The 23,180-nt window shown below is 74.0% G+C and carries 19 protein-coding genes and 2 tRNA genes; 18 read left to right on the top strand and 3 right to left on the bottom strand.

The genetic code is table 11. From position 1 onward, the window contains the following. Nucleotides 1-909: 909 nt before the first annotated feature. From AB0D94_RS05250 to AB0D94_RS05195, 12 genes are all read left to right on the top strand, one after another. Nucleotides 910-1,656, top strand: coding sequence for a hypothetical protein (locus AB0D94_RS05250; RefSeq protein WP_362045705.1), 747 nt, complete (start codon nt 910-912; stop codon nt 1,654-1,656). Nucleotides 1,657-1,835: 179 nt separating this feature from the next. Continuing rightward, nucleotides 1,836-2,600 carry a GntR family transcriptional regulator gene (locus AB0D94_RS05245; protein WP_362045702.1) on the top strand — a complete coding sequence of 255 codons (765 nt, stop codon included), beginning with the start codon at nt 1,836-1,838 and terminating at the stop codon, nt 2,598-2,600. A 148-nt stretch (nt 2,601-2,748) separates the two neighbouring features. Continuing rightward, nucleotides 2,749-3,870: a TIGR03364 family FAD-dependent oxidoreductase gene (locus tag AB0D94_RS05240; protein WP_362045699.1), complete on the top strand. Its 1,122-nt coding sequence runs from the start codon at nt 2,749-2,751 to the stop codon at nt 3,868-3,870. Between the two features lie 5 nt (nt 3,871-3,875). After that, entirely contained in the window at nt 3,876-4,667 is a 792-nt protein-coding gene (locus AB0D94_RS05235; RefSeq protein ID WP_362045696.1) for a phosphonatase-like hydrolase, read from the top strand. Next, entirely contained in the window at nt 4,664-5,713 is a 1,050-nt protein-coding gene (locus AB0D94_RS05230; RefSeq protein WP_362045693.1) for an ABC transporter ATP-binding protein, read from the top strand. Before AB0D94_RS05235 ends, AB0D94_RS05230 begins: the two co-directional genes overlap by 4 nt. Before the next feature lie 403 nt (nt 5,714-6,116). Then, nucleotides 6,117-6,938: a 2-aminoethylphosphonate ABC transporter permease subunit gene (locus AB0D94_RS05225; protein ID WP_362045819.1), complete on the top strand. Its 822-nt coding sequence runs from the start codon at nt 6,117-6,119 to the stop codon at nt 6,936-6,938. Beyond that, complete coding sequence (locus tag AB0D94_RS05220; RefSeq protein WP_362045690.1) at nt 6,925-7,722, top strand: ABC transporter permease subunit; 798 nt, start codon at nt 6,925-6,927, stop codon at nt 7,720-7,722. The genes AB0D94_RS05225 and AB0D94_RS05220 overlap by 14 nt, the downstream gene beginning before the upstream one ends. A gap of 87 nt (nt 7,723-7,809) precedes the next feature. Beyond that, entirely contained in the window at nt 7,810-8,889 is a 1,080-nt protein-coding gene (locus AB0D94_RS05215) for a 2-aminoethylphosphonate ABC transporter substrate-binding protein (RefSeq protein WP_362045687.1), read from the top strand. A 146-nt stretch (nt 8,890-9,035) separates the two neighbouring features. Then, complete coding sequence (locus AB0D94_RS05210; RefSeq protein WP_362045683.1) at nt 9,036-10,562, top strand: alkaline phosphatase family protein; 1,527 nt, start codon at nt 9,036-9,038, stop codon at nt 10,560-10,562. Between the two features lie 142 nt (nt 10,563-10,704). Then, the gene (locus AB0D94_RS05205; protein WP_362045680.1) at nt 10,705-11,484 is read left to right on the top strand and encodes an HAD-IIA family hydrolase; all 780 of its coding nucleotides are present in this window, start codon (nt 10,705-10,707) and stop codon (nt 11,482-11,484) included. A gap of 161 nt (nt 11,485-11,645) precedes the next feature. Then, complete coding sequence (locus AB0D94_RS05200; protein ID WP_362045677.1) at nt 11,646-12,248, top strand: hypothetical protein; 603 nt, start codon at nt 11,646-11,648, stop codon at nt 12,246-12,248. After that, nucleotides 12,245-12,907 (top strand): class F sortase, encoded by a 663-nt coding sequence (locus AB0D94_RS05195; protein WP_362045674.1) that lies wholly within the window; start codon nt 12,245-12,247, stop codon nt 12,905-12,907. Before AB0D94_RS05200 ends, AB0D94_RS05195 begins: the two co-directional genes overlap by 4 nt. 81 nt (nt 12,908-12,988) lie before the next feature. Here the strand turns inward: AB0D94_RS05195 and AB0D94_RS05190 are convergent. Next, a tRNA-Lys gene (locus tag AB0D94_RS05190) sits at nt 12,989-13,062 on the bottom strand. A gap of 215 nt (nt 13,063-13,277) precedes the next feature. Here AB0D94_RS05190 and AB0D94_RS05185 point away from each other — a divergent pair. Continuing rightward, nucleotides 13,278-14,627: a peptidoglycan-binding protein gene (locus AB0D94_RS05185; RefSeq protein WP_362045816.1), complete on the top strand. Its 1,350-nt coding sequence runs from the start codon at nt 13,278-13,280 to the stop codon at nt 14,625-14,627. Between the two features lie 73 nt (nt 14,628-14,700). Here the strand turns inward: AB0D94_RS05185 and AB0D94_RS05180 are convergent, their stop codons facing one another. Next, entirely contained in the window at nt 14,701-15,270 is a 570-nt protein-coding gene (locus tag AB0D94_RS05180; protein WP_362045670.1) for a hypothetical protein, read from the bottom strand. Between the two features lie 625 nt (nt 15,271-15,895). On the opposite strand from AB0D94_RS05180, the gene AB0D94_RS05175 reads away from it, so the two are divergent. The 4 genes from AB0D94_RS05175 (at nt 15,896) to AB0D94_RS05160 (ending at nt 20,880) form a co-directional block, all read left to right on the top strand. Beyond that, nucleotides 15,896-18,073: an SPFH domain-containing protein gene (locus AB0D94_RS05175; protein ID WP_362045667.1), complete on the top strand. Its 2,178-nt coding sequence runs from the start codon at nt 15,896-15,898 to the stop codon at nt 18,071-18,073. Between the two features lie 243 nt (nt 18,074-18,316). Further along, nucleotides 18,317-18,925: a lytic polysaccharide monooxygenase gene (locus AB0D94_RS05170; protein ID WP_362045663.1), complete on the top strand. Its 609-nt coding sequence runs from the start codon at nt 18,317-18,319 to the stop codon at nt 18,923-18,925. Between the two features lie 26 nt (nt 18,926-18,951). Then, the gene (locus AB0D94_RS05165; RefSeq protein WP_362045660.1) at nt 18,952-20,679 is read left to right on the top strand and encodes an AMP-binding protein; all 1,728 of its coding nucleotides are present in this window, start codon (nt 18,952-18,954) and stop codon (nt 20,677-20,679) included. A 127-nt stretch (nt 20,680-20,806) separates the two neighbouring features. After that, nucleotides 20,807-20,880, top strand: a tRNA-Lys gene (locus tag AB0D94_RS05160). 84 nt (nt 20,881-20,964) lie between these two features. On the opposite strand, the gene AB0D94_RS05155 is transcribed toward AB0D94_RS05160, so the two are convergent. Beyond that, nucleotides 20,965-21,723 (bottom strand): IclR family transcriptional regulator C-terminal domain-containing protein, encoded by a 759-nt coding sequence (locus AB0D94_RS05155; protein WP_362045657.1) that lies wholly within the window; start codon nt 21,721-21,723, stop codon nt 20,965-20,967. Between the two features lie 240 nt (nt 21,724-21,963). Here AB0D94_RS05155 and AB0D94_RS05150 point away from each other — a divergent pair, with 240 nt between their 5' ends. Continuing rightward, nucleotides 21,964-23,076, top strand: a complete 1,113-nt coding sequence (locus AB0D94_RS05150) for an LLM class flavin-dependent oxidoreductase (protein ID WP_362045654.1) — start codon at nt 21,964-21,966, stop codon at nt 23,074-23,076. Nucleotides 23,077-23,180: the final 104 nt, after the last annotated feature.

Here is a 23,180-nt window from a genome sequence, read left to right as displayed (position 1 = left end):
CTGCGGGGGGCTTGGCCGGGTGTGGCGGCGTTGCTGGGGCGCTGCCCCAGGGCCCGCGCCTCAATCGCCGGCGGGGCTGGGCTTGGCGTCGGGCGCGGGCCGGGGCCGCCGCTTTCCCTGCGGGGGGCTTGGCGGGTGCGGCGGCGTTGCTGGGGCTCTGCCCCAGGCTCCGCGCCTCAATCGCCGGCGGGGCTGGGTTTGGCGTTGGGTGTGGGCCGGGGCCGCGGCTTCCCCTGCGGGGGGCTTGGCGGGTGCGGCCTCGGCTGCGCCGTGCTTACCGGGTGTGGGCCGGGGCCGCTCCGGAGCGTCTCCTCGGCTCGCGCACTGAGCCCCGGCTACGAAGCTTCCGGCCCGGGTTGCGCGCTCGTCCTGCGGGGACTCTCCTGCGCGTCCCCGTCCCACGCCCGCGCTTCGGAAGCCGGCCCTTGCGCCCGTTGGGACTCGTGGTGGAGGGGAGTGGTGCCGCGCAGGGGTGTCCCCGCAGGACGAGCGCGCAACCTGGGTCCCACTTGCGTAGCGGGGGCTCAGTGCGCGAGCCGAGGAGACAGCCCGGAGGGGCACCGCGGACCGACCGAACCGACCAGGCCCCGGCAAAGCCGAACCGCACACCGCCGGGCCGCCTGCAGGGCACACGGCCAAATTCAGCCCCGCCGGCGATTGAGGCGCGGGGTCTGGGGCGGAGCCCCAGAGGCCCGGCCGCAGCCGAACCACAACCGCCGAGCCGCCCGCAGGGCCCCGCAGGGGACCCGGTCAGCCACTTGACCCCGCCTCCATCCGGGCGTAAACCAGAACAACCCAGGCGCGGCGCGTGACAGCGGTTCGCGCGTGCGTGGGAGGGTGCGGGCAGGACCGGGGTGATTGTCACCTGGTCCGACCATCGTCCCGTCCGGCGAGCAGCGAAGGCCTTCCATGCGACTACGCAAAGCCCTTGCCCTCTCCGCTGCCCTCTCCGCCGCCCTCCTCGCCGCCACCGCCCCCACCGCGGGAGCGGACGTCGGCACCGGCGGCGGCGCCCGGCCCGCCCCGGCGCTGCCCTCCCGCGCGCAGGCCACCTGCGGGGACGGGAAGAGCACCGCGTTCCCCATCGGCGCGCGGATCCGCGGGGGACCGGCCGTGTACCGCACCGGCGGCGAGCCGCAGACCTGGTACCTGGACCTGACCAACACCACGGACTCCGAGTGCACGGCCATCCATCCCGTCGTCGTCCTCACCGACAAGGCCCGGCTCCTGCGCCCCGCCCACCTGCGGATGGAGTTCGACACCCCCGGCGGCACCCTCCCCGTCAGTCTGGAGGGGACCGACCGCGACGAGATCATCGCCGTCTTCGACGGGGGCGACGCCTTCCCCGGCTTCACCGTCGGTGCCGGCGGCTCCCTGACCGTGAAGGTCGGCCTCGCCTTCGCGCCCGACGCCCCCACCGGCGAGGTCGTCGCCGATGCCGCCCTCGTCCAGCGCAAGGGCGACGACGGCGACTGGGTGGGCGAGAGCGGCGGCTACCGGTTCTCCGTCGAGGGCCCGCAGGACCCCGTGGAGGCCGGGTCCTTGGCGCACACCGGCCCGCGCGAGTGGGCGTACGGGGCGGGCGCCGTGGCCGCGCTGGCCACGGGCGGCGGGCTCCTGCTGGGCGCCCGGCGGCTGCGCGCCCCGGCCCGCTGACCCCGCCACCGAAGCCGCCGTGGCCGCGGCCGCCGCCGCACTGATCCCCGTCCGAGCGACCGTACGATCGACCGTACGAGCGGCCGTACGTGTGACCACCCGTACGTCAGACCCGCACGCGCGACCCGTACCGGCGACCGCACGGAGGCCCGTCCTCCCGCCCCGCATAGAGTCCCTCCGTGGAAGAACAGACCCCGCACCACCGCCCCGGCTCACCCGTCCGTTCCGGCATCCCCGAGCACGGCCGCATCCCCAAGTACTACGCCGTCAAGGCCCGGATCGCCGACCTCCTCGACGAGCTCGGCGAGGGCGGCGCCCTCCCCACCGAGCGCGATCTGGCCGAGCACTACGAGGTGTCCCGCGAGACCGTCCGCCAAGCCCTGCGCGAGCTGCTGCTGGAGGGCCGGCTGCGCCGCTCCGGCCGCGGGACCGTCGTCGCCGGGCCCAAGCTGGAGCAGCCGCTCTCCCTCGCCAGCTACACCGAGGGCGTCCGCCGCCAGGGCCGCCGCCCGGGCCGCACCCTCATCGGCCTGGAGCAGTTCCCCTGCCCGCCCGACCTCGCCCCCGGCATCGGCGCCGAACCCGGCGAGCCCGTCTGGCACCTGGAGCGGGTGCTGCTCGCCGACGACGAGCGGGTCGGCCTCGAGAGCACGTACATCCGGGTGGCCCGCGCACCCCGCCTGGACAGCGATTTCCAGCCGGACTCCTCCTTCTACGGATACCTCCGCGACCGTCTCGGCATCGCCTTCGGCGACGCGGACGAGAAGCTGGAGACGGTCCTCGCGACCCCGCGCGAAGCCCTGCTGATCGGCACTCCGCCGGCCCTGCCCATGCTGCTCATCCACCGGTTCTCCCGGGATCAGGACGGGCGCCCCCTGGAACGGGTGCGTTCGCTCTACCGTGGTGACCGGTTCAGCTTCACGACCCGTCTGCGGCCCGAATAGTCCCGCGCGAACACGCCTGTATCCGCCAGAAAGGGACGTAGTAACATCACAGAAAGATAACGGGTCTAGTCCAAGCGTCGAGGGCTGTTCACCGTCGCGTTGCCGGGCCGATCCCCCCGGGTCACGGCCCGCACCCACCGTGGACGACGTGAGAGTCATAGTCGTCGGAGGCGGCGTGGTCGGCACCATGCACGCCTGGCAAGCAGTCGAACGCGGCCACGAGGTCGTCCAGATCGAGCGAGAAGCGGAGGCCCGCGGCGCGTCACTGCGCAATTTCGGCCAGATCTGGGTCAGCGGACGGGCCGGGGGCGAGGAACTCGACACCGCCCTGCGGGCCCGCGAGCTCTGGGAGCGCATCGGCGCGGAGGTGCCCGGCCTGGGTTTCCGCGCCAACGGCTCCCTCACCCCCGTCCGAACCCCCCGCGAGCACGCGGTCGCCGAGGCGGCCCTGGCCCGCCCCGACGCCGCCGCCCGCGGCTACGAACTGGTCACCGCCGCCGAGGCGCGGGAGATCAACCCGGCCCTGCGCGGCAGCTTCGAGGCCGCGCTGTGGTGCGAGCGGGACGCGGCCGTGGAACCGCGCACCGCGCAGCTCCGCCTCCGCGAGGCGCTCCGCGCCACCGGCCGCTACACCTTCCTCCCCGGCCGCGAGGTCCGCGCCCTGGCCGGCCCGGGCGCGGTCCGCGACGACCACGGCGACGTCCACCGCGGCGGCGCGGTCGTCCTGGCCACCGGCGCCTGGCTGTCCGGGCTGGTCCGCGAACTGGTCCCCGAACTGCCCGTGCGCCGCGTCCGGCTGCAGATGATGCAGACGGCTCCGCTCGGCGAGCCGCTGACCACCTCGGTCGCGGACGCCGACAGCTTCCGCTACTACCCCGCCTACAAGTCGCCCGCCCTCGACGCCCTCAACGCCGGGCAGGAGCAGGCGCCCGTGGCCGCCGCGCACAAGATGCAGCTGCTGATGGTCCAGCGCCAGGACGGCGGACTGACCATCGGCGACACCCACGAGTACGAGCACCCCTTCGCCTTCGACACCCTCGAAGACCCCTACGAGCACGTCGCCGCCGTGGCCGAGTCCTTCCTGGGCCGCCCGCTGCCGCAGATCCGCCGCCGCTGGGCGGGCGTGTACGCGCAGTGCACCGACACCACCCGCGTCGTCCACCGCCAGCAGGTGGCCGACGGCGTCTGGCTGGTGACCGGACCGGGCGGGCGGGGCATGACCTGCTCTCCCGCGATAGCCGAGACCACCGCGAACGAACTGGGCTGGTAAGTCACATGAACAACGATGCGAGCACCGCCGACACCGCCGACACCGCGAACACCGCCGACACCGCGAACACCGCCAACACCGCCAACGCCCCCGACACCGCCAACACCCCGCACAAGCTCGTCGTCCTCGACATGGCCGGCACCACCGTCGCCGACGGCGGCCTCGTCGAGCGCGCCTTCGAGAAGGCCGCCGGACTCCTCGGCGTGGAGCCGGGCACGCCCGCCCACGCCGAGAAGCTCCAGTACGTCCGCGACACCATGGGCGAGTCGAAGATCTCCGTCTTCCGGCACCTCTTCGGCACGGAAGAACTCGCCCGGCGCGCCAACTCCGCCTTCGAGGAGGCGTACGGGGACCTCGTCGACGGCGGTCTCGTCGCCCCGCTCCCCGGCGCCCGCGAGGCCATCGAGCAGCTCCGCGGCGAGGGCCGCACCGTCGTCCTGACCACCGGCTTCGCCCGCGTCACCCAGGACGCCATCCTCGACGCCCTCGGCTGGCAGGACCTGGCCGACCTCACCCTCTGCCCCGCCGACGCGGGCGGCCGCGGCCGGCCGTACCCGGACATGGTGCTGGCCGCGTTCCTGCGCACCGGCGCGGTGGCCGACGTACGCGAGATCGCCGTCGCGGGCGACACGGCCTACGACATGCTCAGCGGCCGCCGCTCCGGCGCGGGCCTGGTGGCCGGGGTCCTCACCGGCGCCCACGACCGTACGGCGCTGGCGGAGCACGGCGCGACCCACGTCCTCGGCTCCGTCGCCGAACTCCCCGCACTCCTGGGCAGCTTGGCGGGGTCGCGGTGAGCGGCATCCGCTTCGAGTCGGTCTCCGTCGCCTACGGCGGCACCACCGTCCTGGACTCCCTCGACCTGACCGTCGAGCCCGGTGAGGTGATGGCGCTGCTCGGCCCGTCGGGTTCGGGCAAGACCACGGCGCTGCGCGCGGTCGCCGGTTTCGTACGGCCCGTCGCGGGGCGGGTGCTGATCGGCGGCCGGGACGTCACCGGCCTCCCGCCGCACAAGCGCGGCATCGGCATGGTCGTCCAGCAGTACGCGCTGTTCCCGCACATGCGGGTCGAGGACAACGTGGCCTTCGGCCTCAAGGCCCAGAAGGCGCCCAAGGCCGAGATACCCGGCCGGGTCGCCGAGGCCCTGGAACTGACCGGGATGGCCGCGTACGCCGAGCGCTACCCCCGCGAGCTCTCCGGCGGCCAGCAGCAGCGGGTGGCCATCGCCCGCGCCCTCGCCATCCGCCCCGGGGTGCTGCTGCTCGACGAGCCGCTGTCCGCGCTCGACGCGCAGCTGCGCTCCGGGATGCTGGCGGAACTGGCGCGGCTGCACCGCGAACTGCCCGACGTCTCCATCCTGTACGTCACCCACGACCAGGTCGAGGCGCTGACCCTGGCCGACCGGATCGCCGTCATGGACCGGGCCCGGCTCCAGGACTGCGGCACCCCGCAAGAGCTCTACCGGGCCCCGCGCACCGAGTTCACCGCCTCCTTCGTCGGCAACGCGAACCTGCTGCCGGTGACGGTCGCCGAGTCGGGCGCGGTGTTCGCCGGGCGGGCGCTGACCCTGGACCGGGGGCGGGTGGCCCCCGGCGCGAGCGCCACCCTGTGCGTACGGCCGCACCTGCTCGGCCTCGGCGCCGGGCCCAACGCCCTGAGCGGGACGATCGCCGAGGTCCAGTGGCGCGGCTCCACGCACCGGCTGTACGTCGACGTCGACGGCCACCGCGTCAAGGCGGACCTGCCCGAGCTCCGGGAGACCCCCGCCCTGGGTGCCCGGGTCACACTGCACTTCGAGCCCCGGGACGCGGTGCTGCTGGCCGCGGGGGTGTCCGATGACTGACGCCTCGCCCTTGGCCTCCGGCCCGGTGGCGGGTTCGGCTCCGGCCGGGTCGGCGCTTTCGGCCTCCGGCCCGTCGATCCCGGCCCCCAACCGCCAGGCCGAAGCGGCCCCGTCTGCCCATGAGGCCCCCTCCGGGGAGGCTCGTGGCTCCGCCCCGGACCCCGCGCCTCAAACGCCGGCGGGGCTGGATGATGCGGCGGCTCGTGGCTCCGCCCCGGACCCCGCGCCTCAAACGCCGGCGGGGCTGGACTCCCCCGCCCCCGCCCCCGCCCCCGCCCCGCAGGGCACGGCGGCCCCGCAGGGCACGGCGGCCCCGCAGGGCACGGCGGCCCCGCAGGGGACGGGCGCCTCCCTCGGCGGAGCCACCCCGCAGGGGACCCGCCGCCGAGCCGCCCCGCAGGGGATCAGGCTGCCGCGCAGCGTATGGGCCGTGCCGCCCGTCGTACTGCTCGCGCTGGTGTTCCTCTATCCCCTCGCGCTGGTCGTCCAGCAGTCCTTCACCCCGGAGAACGGCGGCGGGGCCTTCGACGCCTACTCCTCCGTCTTCGCCTCCACCGCCTTCCGCGAGGCCCTGGGAACCACCGTCTGGCTCGCCGTCGGAGCCACCGCCGGCTGCCTCGTGCTCGGTTTCGCGCTCGCGCTGGTGATCGCCTTCGTCCCGTTCCCCGGGGCACGGGCCGTCGCGAAGTTCATCGACGTCTTCCTCTCCTTCCCCTCCTTCCTCATCACCCTCGCCCTCCTCTTCATCTACGGCACCGTCGGCATGGCCAACGGGGTCTGGACCGACGTCACCGGCGCCGCCGAGGGGCCCTTCCACTTCCTCACCACCCCCTGGGGCGTACTCCTCGCGGAGATCACGTACTTCACGCCCTTCGTGATGCGCCCGCTGCTCGCCGCCTTCTCCCAGCTGGACACCGCGCAGCTGGAGGTGGCGTCGAGCCTCGGCGCCCGGCCCGCCCGGATCGTCCGGCGGGTGATCCTGCCCGAGGCCCTGCCCGCCCTCGCCGCGGGCGGCAGCCTGGTCCTGGTCATGTGCCTCAACGAGTTCGGGATCGTCCTGTTCACCGGAGCGAAGGACGTCACGACCCTCCCGATGCTCATCTACGGCAAGGCCATCCTCGAATCCGACTACGCGGCCGCCTGCGTGGTCGCCGTCGTCAACATCGCGATCTCCGTCGGCCTGTTCGGCCTCTACCGGGTGGTGAGCAAGCGTGCTGGTGCATAGCAAGACCGGCCGCTGGGCCGCCTGGGGCCTCTTCGGGATCCTCTTCCTGCCCCTCTTCGCCCTGCCCCTGCTCGTCGTGGTCGCGGCCTCCTTCGCCACCCACTGGTCCGGAGCCTTCCCCTCCGGCCCGACCACCGCGAACTACGCCTCCGCCGGGCAGGGCGAGTCCCTCCAGGCGCTGACCACCAGCCTGGTCACCGCCCTGGCCGCCAGCCTCCTCGCGCTCACCGCCGGTACCTGGGCCGCACTCGCCGCCGCCGCACTGCGCGAGCGCGGCAAGCGGATCCTGGACGCGCTGTTCGTGCTGCCCGTCGCCGTGCCGTCCGTGGTCGTCGGCCTGGCCGTGCTCGTCGCCTTCAGCAGGCCGCCGTTCCTGCTCAACGGCACCGGCTCGATCGTCGTCCTGGCGCACACCATTCTTGTCACGGCGTTCGCCTACCAGTCGGTCTCGGCTGCGATCGTCCGTCTCGATCCCGCGTACGAGCAGGCAGCGGCCTCCCTGGGCGCCCGTCCCGCGTACGTGCTGTGGCGGGTCAAGCTGCCCCTCCTGCTGCCGTCGCTCACGGCGGCCGCCGGACTCTGCTTCGCCCTGTCCATGGGCGAGCTGAGCGCCACGATGATGCTCTACCCGCCGGACTGGATGCCCCTGCCCGTCCGCATCTTCACCGCCACCGACCGCGGTTCGCTCTTCAGCGGCTCCGCCGTCGCCGTGGTCCTGATGGCCGCCACCCTGCTCGTCCTGCTGGCCGTCTCCCGCATCCGCACCAAAGCCTCGTACCGCTGAGTGCCCCCCGTACCGCTGAGCAAGCAACCCCCGTACCGCTGAGCACCCTCCGACACCGCTGACTCCCTTTCCCCGTAAGGAAGCTCCATGCCCAGCAACCGCAAGCTCCTCCTGCGCACCGCCACCGCCGTCACCGGCAGCCTCGCCCTCGCCGCCTCCCTCACCGCCTGCGGAGGCTCCTCGTCCGCCGACTCCGCGGGCGGCGAGAAGGTCGTCACCGTCTACAGCGCCGACGGCCTCAAGAGCGACAAGGGCGACGGCTGGTACGACAAGGTCTTCGCCGACTTCACCAAGAAGACCGGCATCGAGGTCAAGTACGTCGAGGGCGGCTCCGGCGAGATGGTGCAGCGCGCCGTGCGCGAGAAGACCAACACCCAGGCCGACGTACTGATCACCCTGCCGCCCTTCATCCAGCAGGCCGACGGCAAGGGCCTGCTCCAGGCGTACGAGCCGAAGGGCTCGGAGAAGGTCAACGGCGCGGACAAGGCGGCCGACGGCAAGTGGACCTCGGTCTGCAACAACTACTTCGGGTTCATCTACAACAAGAAGGAGCTCGCCGAGGCCCCCAAGACCTGGGAGGAGCTGCTGGACACCAAGTACAAGGGCAAGCTCCAGTACTCCACCCCGGGCGTCGCGGGCGACGGCACCGCCGTCCTCATCAAGTCGATGCACGACTTCGGCGGCAAGGAGCCGGCGATGGAGTACCTGAAGAAGCTCCAGGCCAACAACGTCGGCCCGTCCTCCTCCACCAGCAAGCTCGCGCCGAAGACCGACAAGGGCGAGCTGCTCGTCGCCAACGGCGACGTCCAGATGAACTTCGCGCAGTCCAAGTCCATGCCGAACCTGGGCATCTGGTTCCCGGCGAAGGAGGGCGGCAAGCCCACCAGCTTCGCCCTGCCCTACGCGGCCGGCCTGGTCGACAAGGCTCCGCACACCGAGAACGGCAAGAAGCTCCTCGACCACCTCCTCAGCGAGGACGCCCAGCGGCTGGTCAGCGAGGTGGGCGGCGGCTTCCCGGCCCGCACCGACGTCAAGCCGACCGATGCCAACGCCGTCGAGCTCACCAGGATCATGACGGGCGTGGAGATCTTCGAGCCGGACTGGGCCGACATCGACAAGAACCTCACGGGCTACGTAGACGCGTGGAAGTCGGCAACCGGAAGCTGACCGGTTACGTCCTGGCCACCCAGGACCGGGACAGTGACGCTCGTATAACGGGTCTGGACCGAGGGTCGCGCACGCACCGCGCCCCCGGTCCGGACCCGGCTCACACCCCCGAACCTTCCCCGCTCACCTGCTCCCAGGAGGAGTACGTGTCCCCTGTCCTGCCCGGACGCACCCTCGCCGTGGCCGCCACCGCCACGGCCCTGCTCGCCACCGTCCTCGGCGCGCACACCGCCACCGCCGAGGCGGCGCCCGCCACCGACAAGGTCCTCGTCATAGGCCTCGACGGCGCGGTCCTCGACCGCGTCAAGGCCGCCAACGCCCCGCACCTGAACGGCCTGATGGCCCAGGGCCTGACCGCCCGCAGCACCCTGTACGCGAACCCGATGGGCGCCACCTCCTCGGGTCCCGGCTGGTCGACCATCGCCACCGGCGTGTGGCCGGACAAGCACGGGGTGAAGGACAACTCCTTCACCGGCAAGAACTACACCGCCTACCCGGACTTCCTCACCCGCATCGAGAACGCCAAGCCGGCGCTCAACACGTACGCGGCCGCCGACTGGGAGCCCATCACCTCCACCGACCAGAACGGCCCGATCTTCTCGGCCAAGGTGGACAAGCGCCTCTCCCTCAAGGGCGACCGCGACGGCTACCGCAACGAGGACCCGAAGATCGCCGCCGCGGCCGCCGCCGAACTGCGCGACCAGAACCCGGACGCCGCCTTCGTCTACCTCGGCGAGATCGACGCGGCCGGCCACTCCTACGGCGCGGGCAGCCAGCAGTACCTCGACACCGTCGCCCGCGTCGACACCCTGGTCGGCCAGCTCCTCACCGCCGTCCAGAGCCGCCCGACCTACGCCCAAGAGAACTGGAAGGTCCTGGTCACCACCGACCACGGCCACACCAACTCCGGTGGCCACGGCGGCTCCACCATCCAGGAGCGCGGCACCTTCGTCATCGCCAGGGGCGCGGGGATCCCGGCCGGTTCGGTACGCGACGACGTGAAGCTGGTCGACGTGGCCGCGACCGCGCTCGCCCAGGTCGGCGTCAGTGCCCCCGGCATCGACGGCGTCCCGCTGAGCGCCCCGGACGACGACCCCTTCGACACCCTGCGGCCCAACCTCCAGGCCCGCGTGGACGAGACGGCCATCCCGGCCGGCGTGAAGGGCTTCACCCGCACCCCGCCCGCGGGCTGGGCCGTCGACAACTCCAGGATGGGTACGGGCGGCGTCACCGAATGGGCCGGCTGGGCCTTCGCGACCGACGAGTTCTGGAGCCAGTCGCAGCGCGACCAGTGGCGCGAGCTGAACGTCCGCTCCCGTGACGTCTTCGCCGTCGCCGACTCCGACGAGTGGGACGACAAGAGCCACACGGGCACCTTCGACTCCACCCTGATCACCCCCAAGTGGCCGGTCTCCGGCGGGACCACGGGTTCCACGAAGACCCTGAGCTACCAGACGCACTACCGCCAGGAAGCCGGCCAGACCGCCCAGGTCCTGGTCTCCTACAACGGTGGCGCACCCACCGTCGTCAAGAGCTACACCGCCGACGCGGTCGCCAGGACCGAGGCCCTCACCCTCCAGGTCCCGGCCGGCGCCACCGACGTCCAGATCCGCTTCCGCTACACCGGGAACAACAACTGGTACTGGACCGTCGACAACGTCAAGCTCGGCTGATCCAGCCCCGCGCGGTCCGGGCTGTGGACGCCCGAAGCGTCCACGGCCCGGCCCCGATAGGGTGGTACAGACCAGCGGTAACAGGCCAAGGTCACCGGTCACAGATCAGAGGTCACGGCCACCGAGAGCGGAGAACAGTCCAGTGGCAGAGCGCAAGCCGATCGAATCCTGGCTCACCGACATGGACGGGGTCCTCATCCACGAGGGCACCCCTATCCCGGGCGCCGATGCCTTCATCAAGCGGCTGCGCGAGTCGGGCAAGCCCTTCCTGGTGCTGACCAACAACTCCATCTACACCCCCCGCGACCTCCAGGCCCGCCTCAGCCGGATGGGCCTCGACGTCCCCGTCGAGAACATCTGGACCTCCGCGCTGGCCACCGCGAAGTTCCTCGACGACCAGCGCCCGGGCGGCACCGCGTACGTCATCGGCGAGGCCGGTCTGACCACCGCCCTGCACGACATCGGCTACATCCTGACCGACCACGAGCCCGACTACGTGGTCCTGGGCGAGACCCGGACGTACAGCTTCGAGGCGATGACGAAGGCCGTCCGCCTGATCAACGCGGGCGCCCGCTTCATCTGCACCAACCCCGACGAGACCGGCCCCTCCACCGAGGGCCCGCTCCCGGCCACCGGCGCCGTCGCCGCGCTGATCACCAAGGCGACCGGCAAGCAGCCGTACTTCGCCGGCAAGCCGAACCCGCTGATGATGCGGACGGGCCTGAACGCCATCGGCGCGCACTCCGAGAGCAGCGCGATGATCGGCGACCGGATGGACACCGACGTGCTGGCCGGGCTGGAGGCGGGCATGCAGACCTTCCTCGTGCTGACCGGCCTGACGTCGGAGGCGGACACCGAGAAGTTCCCGTACCGCCCGACCAAGACCGTCGCCTCGATCGCGGACCTGGTCGACCTGGTCTGACGCGTCCACGTCCAGCGCGTAGGTCCAGCGCCCACGTCCAGCGCGTACGGCCGACACGTACGCCTGACACCTACGCCGACACGTACGGCTGACACGTACGGCGCCGCTCCGGATGCGGAGGGGCTCGGCGCGCGTGAATCTCCTTGTTGAGGAGGTTCACCATGCGCAGTGTTCCGATCGCCGTCCGTGTCGCCGGGGTGGCCGTCGCCCTGACGGCCCTGTCCGCCGTGACCGCGCCCGCCGCCCTCGCGGTCGAGGGGGACCGCGGCAGCATCTCGGTCGACCCCAACCCGGCCGAGCCCGGGGCGCAGGTCAAACTGCGCGTACAGGGCTGCAACGGCACCACGGGCTCCGCGAAGTCGGCGGTCTTCGTGGCGGACGCCGACCTGCGCGGCCGCGACGGCGGCCGCAGCCCGCTGTACGGCGACGCGATGATCAGCTCGCACGCCTCGCCGGGCTGGCACTCCGTACGGGTGACCTGCGACGGCCGCGACGGCAAGGTCCACGGCTCCATCGAGGTCAGCCACCGCCGCGACCACCGCCCCGATCCGCACCGCTCGCCGGTCTGGCCGGTCCACGCGGGCGGCGGCGGCATGTCCGCCGAGGTCGCCGAGACGACCCGGCTGGCCGCGGCCAAGAAGGAGCACGGGGACGACGGCCCGGGCCTGTCGCACACGCTGATCGGCGCCGTCCTCGCGGCCGTCGCCACGCTGGCCGTGGCGGGCCGCGCGCTGACCCTGCGCCGCCGCCGCAGCGGCGAATGAACGAGGGCAAGACCTCCGCGGGCGGCCGGCTGCTGACCTTCGCCGCCTGGTCGGTGCTGGTGCTGGGCCTGTGGCTGTGGGGCCGGCAGATCACCGGGGTGCCCGAGCCGACGGCCGGGCAGGCCGGCGGGTCGGTGGGCCCCGCCCTGCCGGCCGCGCACGCCCCGCTCGGCGGGGCCCTGCCGCAGCGGGTCGACGTACCGTCCATAGGCATCCAGGCTCCGGTGGTCTCCCGGGGCCTGGACGGCGACGGTGCGATCGAGCCGCCGCCCGAGGACCGCCCGGGCACGGTGGGCTGGTGGGGCGCCGGCACCCGGCCCGGCGCCGCCGGGACGGCGCTGATGGTGGGGCACGTGGACACCCGCTCGAAGCCGGCCGTGTTCTACGGGCTGAGCTCGGCGCAGCCGGGCGACAAGGTGCGGGTGGTCCGGGCGGACGGCTCGGTCGCGGAGTTCACCATCGAGGACGTACGGGTCTACGAGCGCGCGGGCTTCGACCCGCACAAGGCGTACGGCCAGCGGATCAAGGGGCGGGCGGAGCTGAGGCTGGTGACCTGCGGGGGCACGTACGACAAGGCGTCCAAGGAGTACACGGCCAATGTGGTGGTTTCCGCGTACCTGACGGGCGCCGGAGCCCGCCCGTCCGGGCCGGTCGCGTAGCTCGCTCGCGCAGGTCCCTCACTCGGTACGGGAGAACGAAGAAGCCCCCGCAGCTTTCGCTGCGGGGGCTTCTTCCGTCTGTGCGCCGCCAGGGACTCGAACCCCGGACCCGCTGATTAAGAGTCAGCTGCTCTAACCAACTGAGCTAGCGGCGCTTGCTGACAGGGAAAACTCTACCCCACCTCCAGTGGTGCTCGTGACCAGCCACGCCCGCATTGTCCGATTAACCCATGTTTGGGCAATCTATCGTGCACGATATGTCTGGCCGCGCCGCATCTGATGACCCGCCAGATGCGGTTCCGGCCGACCAGTGGACGAGCAGGGGAGTGGACGGAACCGCATGACGATGCAGCCGCCGACGCGTGTGCAGATGCCGATGCCCGCTTTCGAGGAGTACGAGCCCGCGGGCGACTGCGCGTGCCAGGGGTGCACCCTGCGTCGCCGCGCCTCCGCCAGCGCGCGGGCCATACCGCTCCGGGACGGGGGCCACCCCGCCGCCCGCGGGGCACGGCGGGCGCTGGTCCTGGCCACCGCCGCGGGCGTGGTCATGGGAGGCGGCGGGGCCGCGGCGGCGCTGACCGCCCCGGCCGCCCCGGCCGCCCCCGGGGCGGTGGCCCTGGACGACCCCGGCTCCCCGCAGGGCGGCCGGGCCCCGCTGCACGGTCCGAAGGCGCCGGTCGGCAAGCCCGGAGCGCCGGGCGCGCCGGGCGCGGTCAAGCGGATCGACCGGGCGACGATCGTCAACCGGGCGAAGCTGTGGCTGGACGCGCAGGTCCCGTACAGCATGTCCGACTACTGGACGGACGGCTACCGGCAGGACTGCTCGGGCTACGTCTCCATGGTCTGGAACCTGGGGACGAACGAGTGGACCGGCAGCCTCGACCGCTTCGCCACCAAGATCACCAAGGAGGAGCTGCTGCCGGGGGACATGCTCCTCTTCCACAACCCGGCGAACCCCACCAACGGCTCGCACGTCGTGATCTTCGGCGGCTGGGTCGACGAGACGCACACGCACTACGTCGCCTACGAGCAGACCAGGCCGACGACGCGGAAGCTGGCGACGCCCTACGGGTACTGGAGCAACGCGGCGAAGTACGTCCCGTACCGGTTCAACGGGGTCACCGGCGGGATCGTGCCCGAGGTCCCGCCGGTCGCCGAGCCGCCGGGGGGCGCGAAGCCGGGGGACGTGACGCCGTTCCCGGGCGCGGCGAAGTTCGCTCCCGGCGCGGTCAACGACCACGTGGCGCAGCTCGGCAAGATGCTGATCGACCGGGGCGGGTACCGCTTCTACCCGAAGGGGGTGGCCGACCGGACGTGGAGCGACCACGACCGGCTGGCGACCCAGGCCTTCCAGCTCGCGCAGGGCTGGACGGGCGCCGACGCCGACGGCGTCCCCGGCGAGCACACCTGGCGCCTGCTGGTGGAGCGCCAGGGCAAGGACATCCGGCCGCTGGTCGAGGGGGCGCCGGGCCCGGGCGGGGTCCGCGCCTACCCGGGCCTGTCGACCTTCCGCCCGGGCAAGTCCCACGAGGCCATCGCCGCCCTCGGCCGCCAGCTGGTGAAGAAGGGCTTCGGCAAGCACTACACGTCCGGCCCGGGCCTGCGCTGGAGCGAGGCCGACCGCCGCAACGTCGAGGCCTTCCAGCGCGCCCAGGGCTGGCGCGGCGCCTCGGCCGACGGCTACCCGGGCCCTGAAACCTGGCGCCGGCTGTTCGCATGACGGAGGTAACGATGTACCCCACGCGCACCACGTCCACCACGGGCACCCTCCACTGGCCCCCAGCCCCGCCCACTCAGACCTCGCCTACCGCCACCCCGGCCCCGGCGCGGGTCGCGCCCCACGCCGCCGCAGCCCCGGCGCGTTCTTCGGCCCCGGCGCCGGTCCGGGCCCAGGCTGCTTCCCTGCCCTCGGCGCCGAGCAGCGCCCGGGCGTCCACGCCGACGTGGGCTGCCGCCGAGGCCACCCCGCTGGCGCCCCTGGCCGCCGCCCCGGCCCTGCCCGGTACCCCGGCCCCGGCTTTGGGCGCGCCCCACGCCGCCGCAGCCCCGGCGCGTTCTTCGGCCCCGGCGCCGGGCCTCGCCCGGTCGTCCGCGTCGGCTCCGGCGCCGAGCAGCGCCCGGGCGTCCACGCCGACTTGGGCCGCCACCGAGGCCGGGCCGACCGTGGCGTCGACAGGGACCTGGACCCCGTCGGCCCCGGCCGCCCCCCGGGCCTCGGGCCCCTCCCCGACGCACGCCGCACCCGGCACGGCGCCGGGTCTCGCCTCGGGGACCTCGCCGACGCACGCAGCCCGCGGCATGGCGCCGGGCCTCGCTCGGTCGTCCGCGTCGGCTCCGGCGGCGAGCGCCGTTCGGGCTGCCACGGCCCCGGAACGGGGTCCGGCCCGGTCCTCCACGCCGAGTCAGGCGGCCGCTGCGGCCGTTCCGGCGGGGGCGTCGAATGCGGCCGGGGCTGCGTCCGCCCCGGCTACCGCACGGGCCCCGATGCCTTACCCCGCCGCCCAGGGCCCGGCTGGTTCCCCGGCTCCGGAGCGGAGCCCGGATCGGGCGTCCACGCCGACTCCGGCCGCTGCTGCGGCAGTTCCGGCTGCGGAGTCGAGCGCGGGCCGGGCCGACTCGCCCGCCACGCCTACCTCGGCCCCGTTCCCGGCGCCTGCGCCCGGCTGGGCCGTCCCGTCGCCGAGCCCGGCCCGGGGTTCGGCCTCGACGGCCGCCGCCGAGGCCGTTGCGGCTCCGGTCCGGAGTGCAGCCCGGGCCGAGTCGGCCTCGGCGTCGAACCGAGCCACCGCCCCCGCCCCGACGCTTTCCCCGGCCTCCGCTACCCAGGGTCGGGACGGTTCCCCGGTGCCTGCGCCGAGCCCGGCTCGGGCGTCCGGGCTGACTTCGGCTTCCGCCGAGGCTGCTCCGGCCCCGGCGCCGGGTGCGGCACGGCCCGACTTGGGCAAGGCGTCTTCCCCGGCCCAGGCAGCTCCGGCCTCGGAGCACGCGGTGACGCATGCTGCCCCCGGCATGGCGCCGAGCCTGGGCCGGGCGTCCGCATCGGCCCCGGCGTCGAGCGCCGCTCGGGCTGCCTCGGACCCGGCCTCCGAACGGAGCCCGGCCCGGGCGTCCGCGCCGGGTTGGGCTGCCGCCGATGCTGCGCCGGCCCCTGCGCCGGGTGCGGCACGGGCCGCCTCGGGACCGGAGTCTTCCCCGGCCCGGACCGCCCCGGCCTCGGGCTCCTCCGCGACGCATGCCGGGCCGGCCGCCGTTCGGCTGGCGGAGCCGGAGCCGGAGTCGAGGCCGGACGCGGGGTCGGAGCCCGCGGCCGTTGCCGTCGCCGCGCCCGGCGAAGGGCCGGAACCGTCGCCGCGCGGGTACGAGGTACCGGCCGCCCGTACGCAGGCCGACCCGCACCCCAGCCCAGCAGCAGCAGCCGAGGCCCCGCAGGCCCAGGCCCAGGCCCCGCGCCCGCGCGGCACCGGTGGCGACGCCGCCGTCCCGCACCCGTACCCCGACCCGGCGGCAGCCGAGGCCCCGCACTCGCAGGATCAGGCGGCGGCCCCGCGCCCGCGCGGCACCGGTGGCGACGCCGCCGTCCCGCACCTGTACCCCGACCCGGCGGCGGCCGAGGTCCTGCACCCGCAGGGTCAGGCGGCCCCGCGCCCACGTGGCACCGGTGGCGACGCCGCCGTCCCGCACCTGTACCCCGACCCGGCGGCGGCCGAGGCCCCGCACCCGCAGGGTCAGGCGGCCCCGCGCCCACGTGGCACCGGCGGCGACGCCGTCATTCCGCATCCCTACCCCGACCCGGCGGCCGCCGAGGCCCCGCACCCGCAGGATCAGGCGGCCCCGCGCCCGCGCGGCACCGGCGGCGACGCCGCCACCCCGCACCCGCACCCGCACCCCGACCCGGCAGCCGCCGAGGCCCCGCACCCGCAGGACCAGGCGGCGGCCCCCCGCCCCCGCGCCACCGGCGGTGACGCAGTCATCCCGCACCCGCAGGCCCCCGCGGCGGAGCCGTCCGGGGTGCCCGGACCCGGCGTCGTCGAGATCGTCGCCCAGGCCGTGGCGCGGGGCCTGGAGCCGGACGGGGCCGATACGCAGGACCTGCCCCGCACCGCGCCCCACCGCGGGGCCGCGGTCACCGAGGTCCCGGTCCACCTGCCGTTCCGCGCCGAGCCCCGGCAGCCGGCCACCCCCGCCGCGGGCGAGCCCCGCCCGGCCGCCAACCCCCGCTCCGCCGCGGGCAACACCCCCGCGGCCAACGCCCCCGCCCGCCGCACCCCCCGCGGCGACGACCGGCTGCGCGAGCGCTACGGCCCGGTGCTGCCCGGCTGGATCGGCGTAGCCGTCGGCGGGCTCGCCCTCACCGGCTGCGCGGCCGTGCTCTGGCGGGCCGGCGCCGTCCCCGCCACCCTCGTGGCCGCCTTCGGCGCGACCCCCCGCGCCTACCACGGCCTGCGCGCCACCCACTGGCCGCCGCTGGCCTTCCTCGGCATCGTCGCCCTGCTCGCCCTCGGCGGGCTCGGCCGCTCCCGGACCGGCCACGCCTGGGTGCTCACCCTGTTCGGCCGCTACCGGGGCACGGTCCGCCGTACCGGCCTGACCTGGATCAGCCCCCTGCTCCTGCGCACCCGGGTCGACGTACGGCTGCGGCACTGGCGCAGCGACCCGATGCCCGCCGTGGACTCCGGCGGGCTCGCCCTCCAGGTCGTCGTGCAGGTCGTCTGGCAGGTCAAGGACACCGCCCGGGCCACCCTCGCGGTCGCGGACCACACCGAGTACCTCGCCGAGCAGGTCGAATCGGCCATGGCCCGCGTCCTGTCCCAGCTCCCCGCGGACGCCTTCCACGAGGACGCGCCGACCCTGCGCGACGCCGAGGCCGTCGGCGACGCGCTGACCCGGATGCTGGCGGCGGAGACCGAGGCGGTGGGGGTGGAGGTGTACTCGGCCCAGCCGACCCGGATCGAGTACGCCCCCGAGGTGGCCGCGGCCATGCGCCGCCGCCGGGTCGCGGCGATCGACGCGAAGCACCGGGACAGCGTGCTGACCTCGGTGGTGGACGCCGTCGACGACACCGTCCACCGGCTGACCTCGCGCGGGCTCGTCGAGCTCGACGACTACGAGCGCAAGGCCCTGGTGAAGGACCTCACGGTTGCCTTCTACACGGGGCGCTCCGAATAGGGGTCGACAGCAGCACCGCAGGGGCGACAGCAGCACCGCAGCGTCGACAGCAGCACCGCGGCAGTACGCGGACGAACGGGTGGCCGGAACCTACCGGACCACCCGTTCCCGCATTGGTATGGACATGGCCAACTCTCGTCAATAATCTGGGACTTGGTCTAGACCTGAAGAACTCGACTGAGGCACTTCATCCCCACGCGTGCGCACGCTCTTGCCGAACTCCCCCCACGTTCAAGGAGCATCATGCGTCACTTCCGCATGCCCGGACGGGCCGGCGCCGCCGCGCTCGGCCTCGGCCTCGTCGCCGGAATCACCCTGCTCAGCGCCCCCAGCGCGAGCAGCCACGGCTACACGGACACCCCCATCAGCCGCCAGAAGCTCTGCGCCAACAAGACCGTCTCCGACTGCGGCGCCATCCAGTGGGAGCCGCAGAGCGTCGAGGGCTTCAAGGGGTTCCCGGCCGCCGGCCCCGCCGACGGCAAGATATGTTCCGGCGGACTTCCGCAGTTCGCGGAGCTCGACAATCCGCGCGGCGGCGCCTGGCCCACCACCAAGGTGACCAGCGGCCAGAGCTACGGCTTCCGGTGGCAGTTCACGGCCAACCACTCCACCACCGACTTCAAGTACTACGTCACCAAGAACGGCTGGAACCCCGGCCAGCCCCTCACCCGCGCCGCCCTCGACCCCCAGCCCTTCCTCACCGTCGCCTACAACGGCGCCCGGCCCGCCATGACCACCGTCCACCAGGGCGCGATGCCGAGCGGCAAGACCGGCCGGCACATGATCCTCGCCGTCTGGACGGTGAACGACACCCCGATGGCCTTCTACGCCTGCTCGGACGTTCAATTCTGACGGCACGTCAGCTAACCTCCGGCGGCATGCGGACGACGACTGCACCCGAAACCGTCGCGGAGCTCATCACGCGCCAGTGGGGCGACCACCGGCCCGGCCTGATGTACGAGTACGCAGAAGGCGCAGAACGCCGCGCAAGCGGCGAGCGCACCGTCCTCAGCCGTCACCGGGCCGCCCGGGAAGCCGCCGCGCGCGCCGCGCTCCTCGTCGACCTCATGCCGCCAGGGGCCGAGCCGCACCTCGGGGTGCTGCTCGACAACGTCCCCGAGTTCCCCCACTGGCTCGGCGCGGCGGCCCTCGCCGGGGCCGCCGTCGCCGGGATCAACCCCACCCGGCGCGGCCCCGAGCTGGCCCGCGACATCCTGCACACCGAATGCCGGATCCTGGTCACCGAGCCCGCCCACCTGCCGCTGCTGCGCGGCCTCGACCTGCCCGGCGTGCGGCTCCTGGTGACCGGCACCGAGGAGTACGCCGCCCTGCTCGCCCCCTACGCCGCCGCCAAGCCCGGCGAAGCCGTCCTGCGCCCGCCCGGGCCCGCCGACCGGCTGCTCCTCTACTTCACCTCCGGCTCCACCGGCGCCCCCAAGGCCGCCATCTGCAGCCAGGGCCGCCTCGCCGCGGCCGGCCACGCCCTGGCCCGGCAGTTCTCCGTCACCCCCGAGGACGTCCACTACGTCTGCATGCCGCTCTTCCACGGCAACGCCGTCATCGCCGACTGGCTCCCGGCGCTCGCGGGCGGCGCCGCGGTGGCCCTGCGCCGCCGCTTCTCGGCCTCCGCGTTCCTGGACGACGTACGGGCCTACGGGGCGACGTACTTCACCTACGTCGGAAGGGCGATCCAGTACCTCCTGGCCACCGAGCCCCGCCCCGAGGACCGCGACCACCGGCTGCGGCTCGGTTTCGGTACCGAGGCCGGGGCGGTGGACGCGGCCCGCTTCGCGGAGCGCTTCGGCGTCCGGCTGGTGGAGGGTTACGGGGCCACCGAGGGCGGCGCCGCCGTCCAGCGCACCCCGGACACCCCGCCGGGCGCCCTGGGCCGGGCGGGGGCGGGGGACGACCTGGCGGTGATCGACCCCGGGACGGGCCGGGAGTGCCCGGCCGCGCGGCTGGACGGGGCGGGCCGCCTGCTGAACGGGGACGAGGCCATCGGCGAGCTGGTCAACCGGGGCCGCAGCCTCTTCGAGGGCTACTGGCGCAACCCGGACGCGGAGGCCGCACGCACCCGGGACGGCTGGTACTGGACGGGCGACCTCTTCTTCCGGGACGCCGCGGGCTTCCTCTACTTCGCGGGCCGCACCGACGACCGGCTGCGGGTCGACAGCGAGAACCTCGCAGCGGCGGTGATCGAGAACGTCCTGGCCCGCTGGCAGGACGCGGCGGCCGTCGCCGTGTACGCCGTCCCGGACGAGGTCGCGGGCGACCAGGTCATGGCGGCGGTCGCCCTCCGGGAAGGCGCGGACTTCTCCCCGGCGGCCTTCGAGGCCTTTCTCGCCGCGCAGCCGGACCTGGGCACGAAGATGGCCCCGCGCTACGTCCGCGTCGTTGCGGCCATGCCGGTCACGGCGACGAACAAGGTCCACCGGGTGGCCCTGCGCCGTGCGGGCTTCCGCTGCCCGGACCCGGTGTGGTGGCGTCCCGCCTCCGGCGAGGGTTACCGCCGCCTGGACGAGGCGGCCCTGTCCGTCCTCCTCGCCTCCTACGAGGCCCAGGGGCGCGCGGCGCTGCTGGAGCGCGGGGCCCTGCCGGAGCGCTAGCCGGGTGCGGCGCCGCTGCCGGGGGCTCTGCCCCCGGACCCCCGCGCCTCAAACGCCGGCGGGGCTGAGCCCCGGGTATTGGTTTTGAGCACCCCTGAGGAGCAGGTAGTATTTTCTCTGTCAGCAGGCGCCGCTAGCTCAGTTGGTTAGAGCAGCTGACTCTTAATCAGCGGGTCCGGGGTTCGAGTCCCTGGCGGCGCACCTGTCCTTCGGGCGGTTTCCGGTTCACCGGGAACCGCCCGAAGTGTTTTCCGGGCCGTCCGCCCACGCGGGGCGGCGCCCGCCTCAGAGCGTGAGCGACAGCAGCAGCGGCGCGGCCTTGCGGTTCAGCGCGTCCGCCGCGGCCCGCAGCCGGTGCGCGTGCTCGACCGGCATCGACAGGGCCAGGCAGCCCACCGCCGCGCCCGCCGTGATCGGGACGGCCGCGCAGACCGTGCCCACGGCGTACTCCTGCAGGTCCAGCACGGGCACCGTGGCCGGCTGGGCGTCCAGCTTGGAGAACAGGATCCGCTCGTTCACGATCGTCTTCGACGTGAGCCGGGCGATCTTGTGGCGGGAGAGGTGGTCGCGCCGCCCGTTCAGGTCCAGCTGGGTCAGCAGGCACTTGCCGACCGCGCTGGCGTGCGCCGCCGAGCGGAAGTCGACCCACTCGTGCACCTTCGGGGTGCGGGGACTGTCCGCGAACTGTGTGATCCTGACCTCACCGTCCACGTACCTGCTGATGTAGACGGCCGCGCCGACCGAGTCGCGGAGCCGGTCCAGGGTCTCCTGGAGCTTGTCGGTCAGGGCCTGCTGCCGGTCGATGCCGGAGCCGAGCAGCACGAGGGAATCCCCTATGGCATAGGCGCCGTCGGAGACCTGCAGTACGTACCCCTCCCGGCGCAGCATGAGCAGCATCGGGGCGAGATGGACTGCGGGCAGGCCGGTCTCACGCGCGATCTGCGCATCGGTCACACCACCGGTGTGCCGCGCGATCGTTTCGAGTACGCGTAGTGCGTACTGCACCGAGTGGAACGGCGCGGTCGGCTCGGGCTTCAGCGCCACGGTTTCCCCCTACCAGGTTGTTACCGCTTGCCCTACCACGATAGCCATCAAGAGGCCCATGTGGAGCGCCTGTTGAGGAGATTGATGGCTCAATCATGTCCCTCGGCCTGGATCTACTCCAGTGGCATATGCCAAGGTCACGCTCACCGTCCCGGAGTGCCGGGAATGCCCGGCGCTCGCCCACGGTTCGAGTTCTTCGTACGGATGTCGTACGAACGCGGAAACGAAACGGGAGCGACGATGAGTGACACCGGGGACGCGCAGCCACAGCAGAGCCGGGGTGGCATCCGCGCCACCGCCCGGGGCCGGGCGCCCGTCCCGCTCTCGGTCCTGGACCTCGTCACCGTGGGCGCCGGCAGCACCGCCCACGACTCCCTGCGCACCAGCGTGGCCATCGCCCGGCTCGCCGAGTCCCGCGGCTACCACCGTCACTGGGTGGCCGAGCACCACTCCATGCCCGGGGTCGCCAGCTCCTCCCCGGCCGTGATCCTCGCCCACCTCGCCGCGCACACCTCCCGGATCCGGCTCGGTTCGGGCGGGGTCATGCTGCCCAACCACGCCCCGCTCGCCATCGCGGAGCAGTTCGGCACCCTGGAGGCGCTCGCCCCCGGGCGGATCGACCTCGGGCTCGGCCGGGCCCCGGGGACCGACGGCCGCACCGCCGCCGCGCTGCGCGGGCCCGGGCGGCTGGACGAGGCCGCGGACGAGTTCCCCCGGCAGCTGAAGGAGCTCACCCGCTTCCTCGACGACGACTTCCCCGACGGGCACCCGTACGCCCGGGTCCACGCCGTACCGGGCCCGGTGCAGGGGCCCGCCGCGCGGCCGCCCGTGTGGCTGCTCGGATCCTCCGGCTTCAGCGCCCGCCTCGCCGGCGAGCTCGGCCTGCCCTTCGCCTACGCCCACCACTTCTCCGCCGCCGGAACCCTGCCCGCTCTCGACCTGTACCGGCAGACCTTCCGGCCCTCGGCCGTCCTGGACGCCCCGTACGCCGTCATCGGGGTCTCGGCGCTCGCCGCCGACAGCGAGGCCGAGGCGCGGGCCCAGGTGCTCACGGGCGCCCTGTCCATGCTGCGGCTGCGCACCGGGCGGCCCGGGCTGGTGCCGACGCCCGAGGAGGCGGCGGCGTACCCGTTCTCCCCGGCGGAGCGGGAGTTCGTGGACGGCTGGCTCCACAACATCGTCCACGGCACCCCGGACGCGGTCCGCGCCGGACTGGACGACCTCGCCAAGCGGACGGGCGCCGACGAGCTGATGCTGACCGCCAACGCCCACAGCGGCGAGGCCCGGTTGCGCTCGTACGGGCTCGTCGCAGATGCGTACGGCATGCCGGTGGAGGCCCCCGCGGCGCCTTGACGGCCGGATAACGGGGTTCGGCTGGTTTGTTGCCGAAACCTTGCGGGAGTGTGGCTCAAGGCAGCCTTAAACCGCTCGTCACCCTGGGTGGCGAGCGGTTTCTG

The organism is Streptomyces sp. NPDC048255 (assembly GCF_040652415.1).
GTDB lineage: Bacteria > Actinomycetota > Actinomycetes > Streptomycetales > Streptomycetaceae > Streptomyces.
This window is presented reverse-complemented; position numbering and strand designations above follow the sequence as displayed.

Coding starts and splice junctions, on each gene's coding strand:
- AB0D94_RS05170 (WP_362045663.1), top strand. CDS start 18,317: ATGCGTCACTTCCGCATGCCCGGACGGGCCGGCGCCGCCGCGCTCGGC.
- AB0D94_RS05195 (WP_362045674.1), top strand. CDS start 12,245: ATGAACGAGGGCAAGACCTCCGCGGGCGGCCGGCTGCTGACCTTCGCC.
- AB0D94_RS05250 (WP_362045705.1), top strand. CDS start 910: ATGCGACTACGCAAAGCCCTTGCCCTCTCCGCTGCCCTCTCCGCCGCC.
- AB0D94_RS05200 (WP_362045677.1), top strand. CDS start 11,646: ATGCGCAGTGTTCCGATCGCCGTCCGTGTCGCCGGGGTGGCCGTCGCC.
- AB0D94_RS05150 (WP_362045654.1), top strand. CDS start 21,964: ATGAGTGACACCGGGGACGCGCAGCCACAGCAGAGCCGGGGTGGCATC.
- AB0D94_RS05165 (WP_362045660.1), top strand. CDS start 18,952: ATGCGGACGACGACTGCACCCGAAACCGTCGCGGAGCTCATCACGCGC.
- AB0D94_RS05235 (WP_362045696.1), top strand. CDS start 3,876: ATGAACAACGATGCGAGCACCGCCGACACCGCCGACACCGCGAACACC.
- AB0D94_RS05185 (WP_362045816.1), top strand. CDS start 13,278: ATGCCGATGCCCGCTTTCGAGGAGTACGAGCCCGCGGGCGACTGCGCG.
- AB0D94_RS05215 (WP_362045687.1), top strand. CDS start 7,810: ATGCCCAGCAACCGCAAGCTCCTCCTGCGCACCGCCACCGCCGTCACC.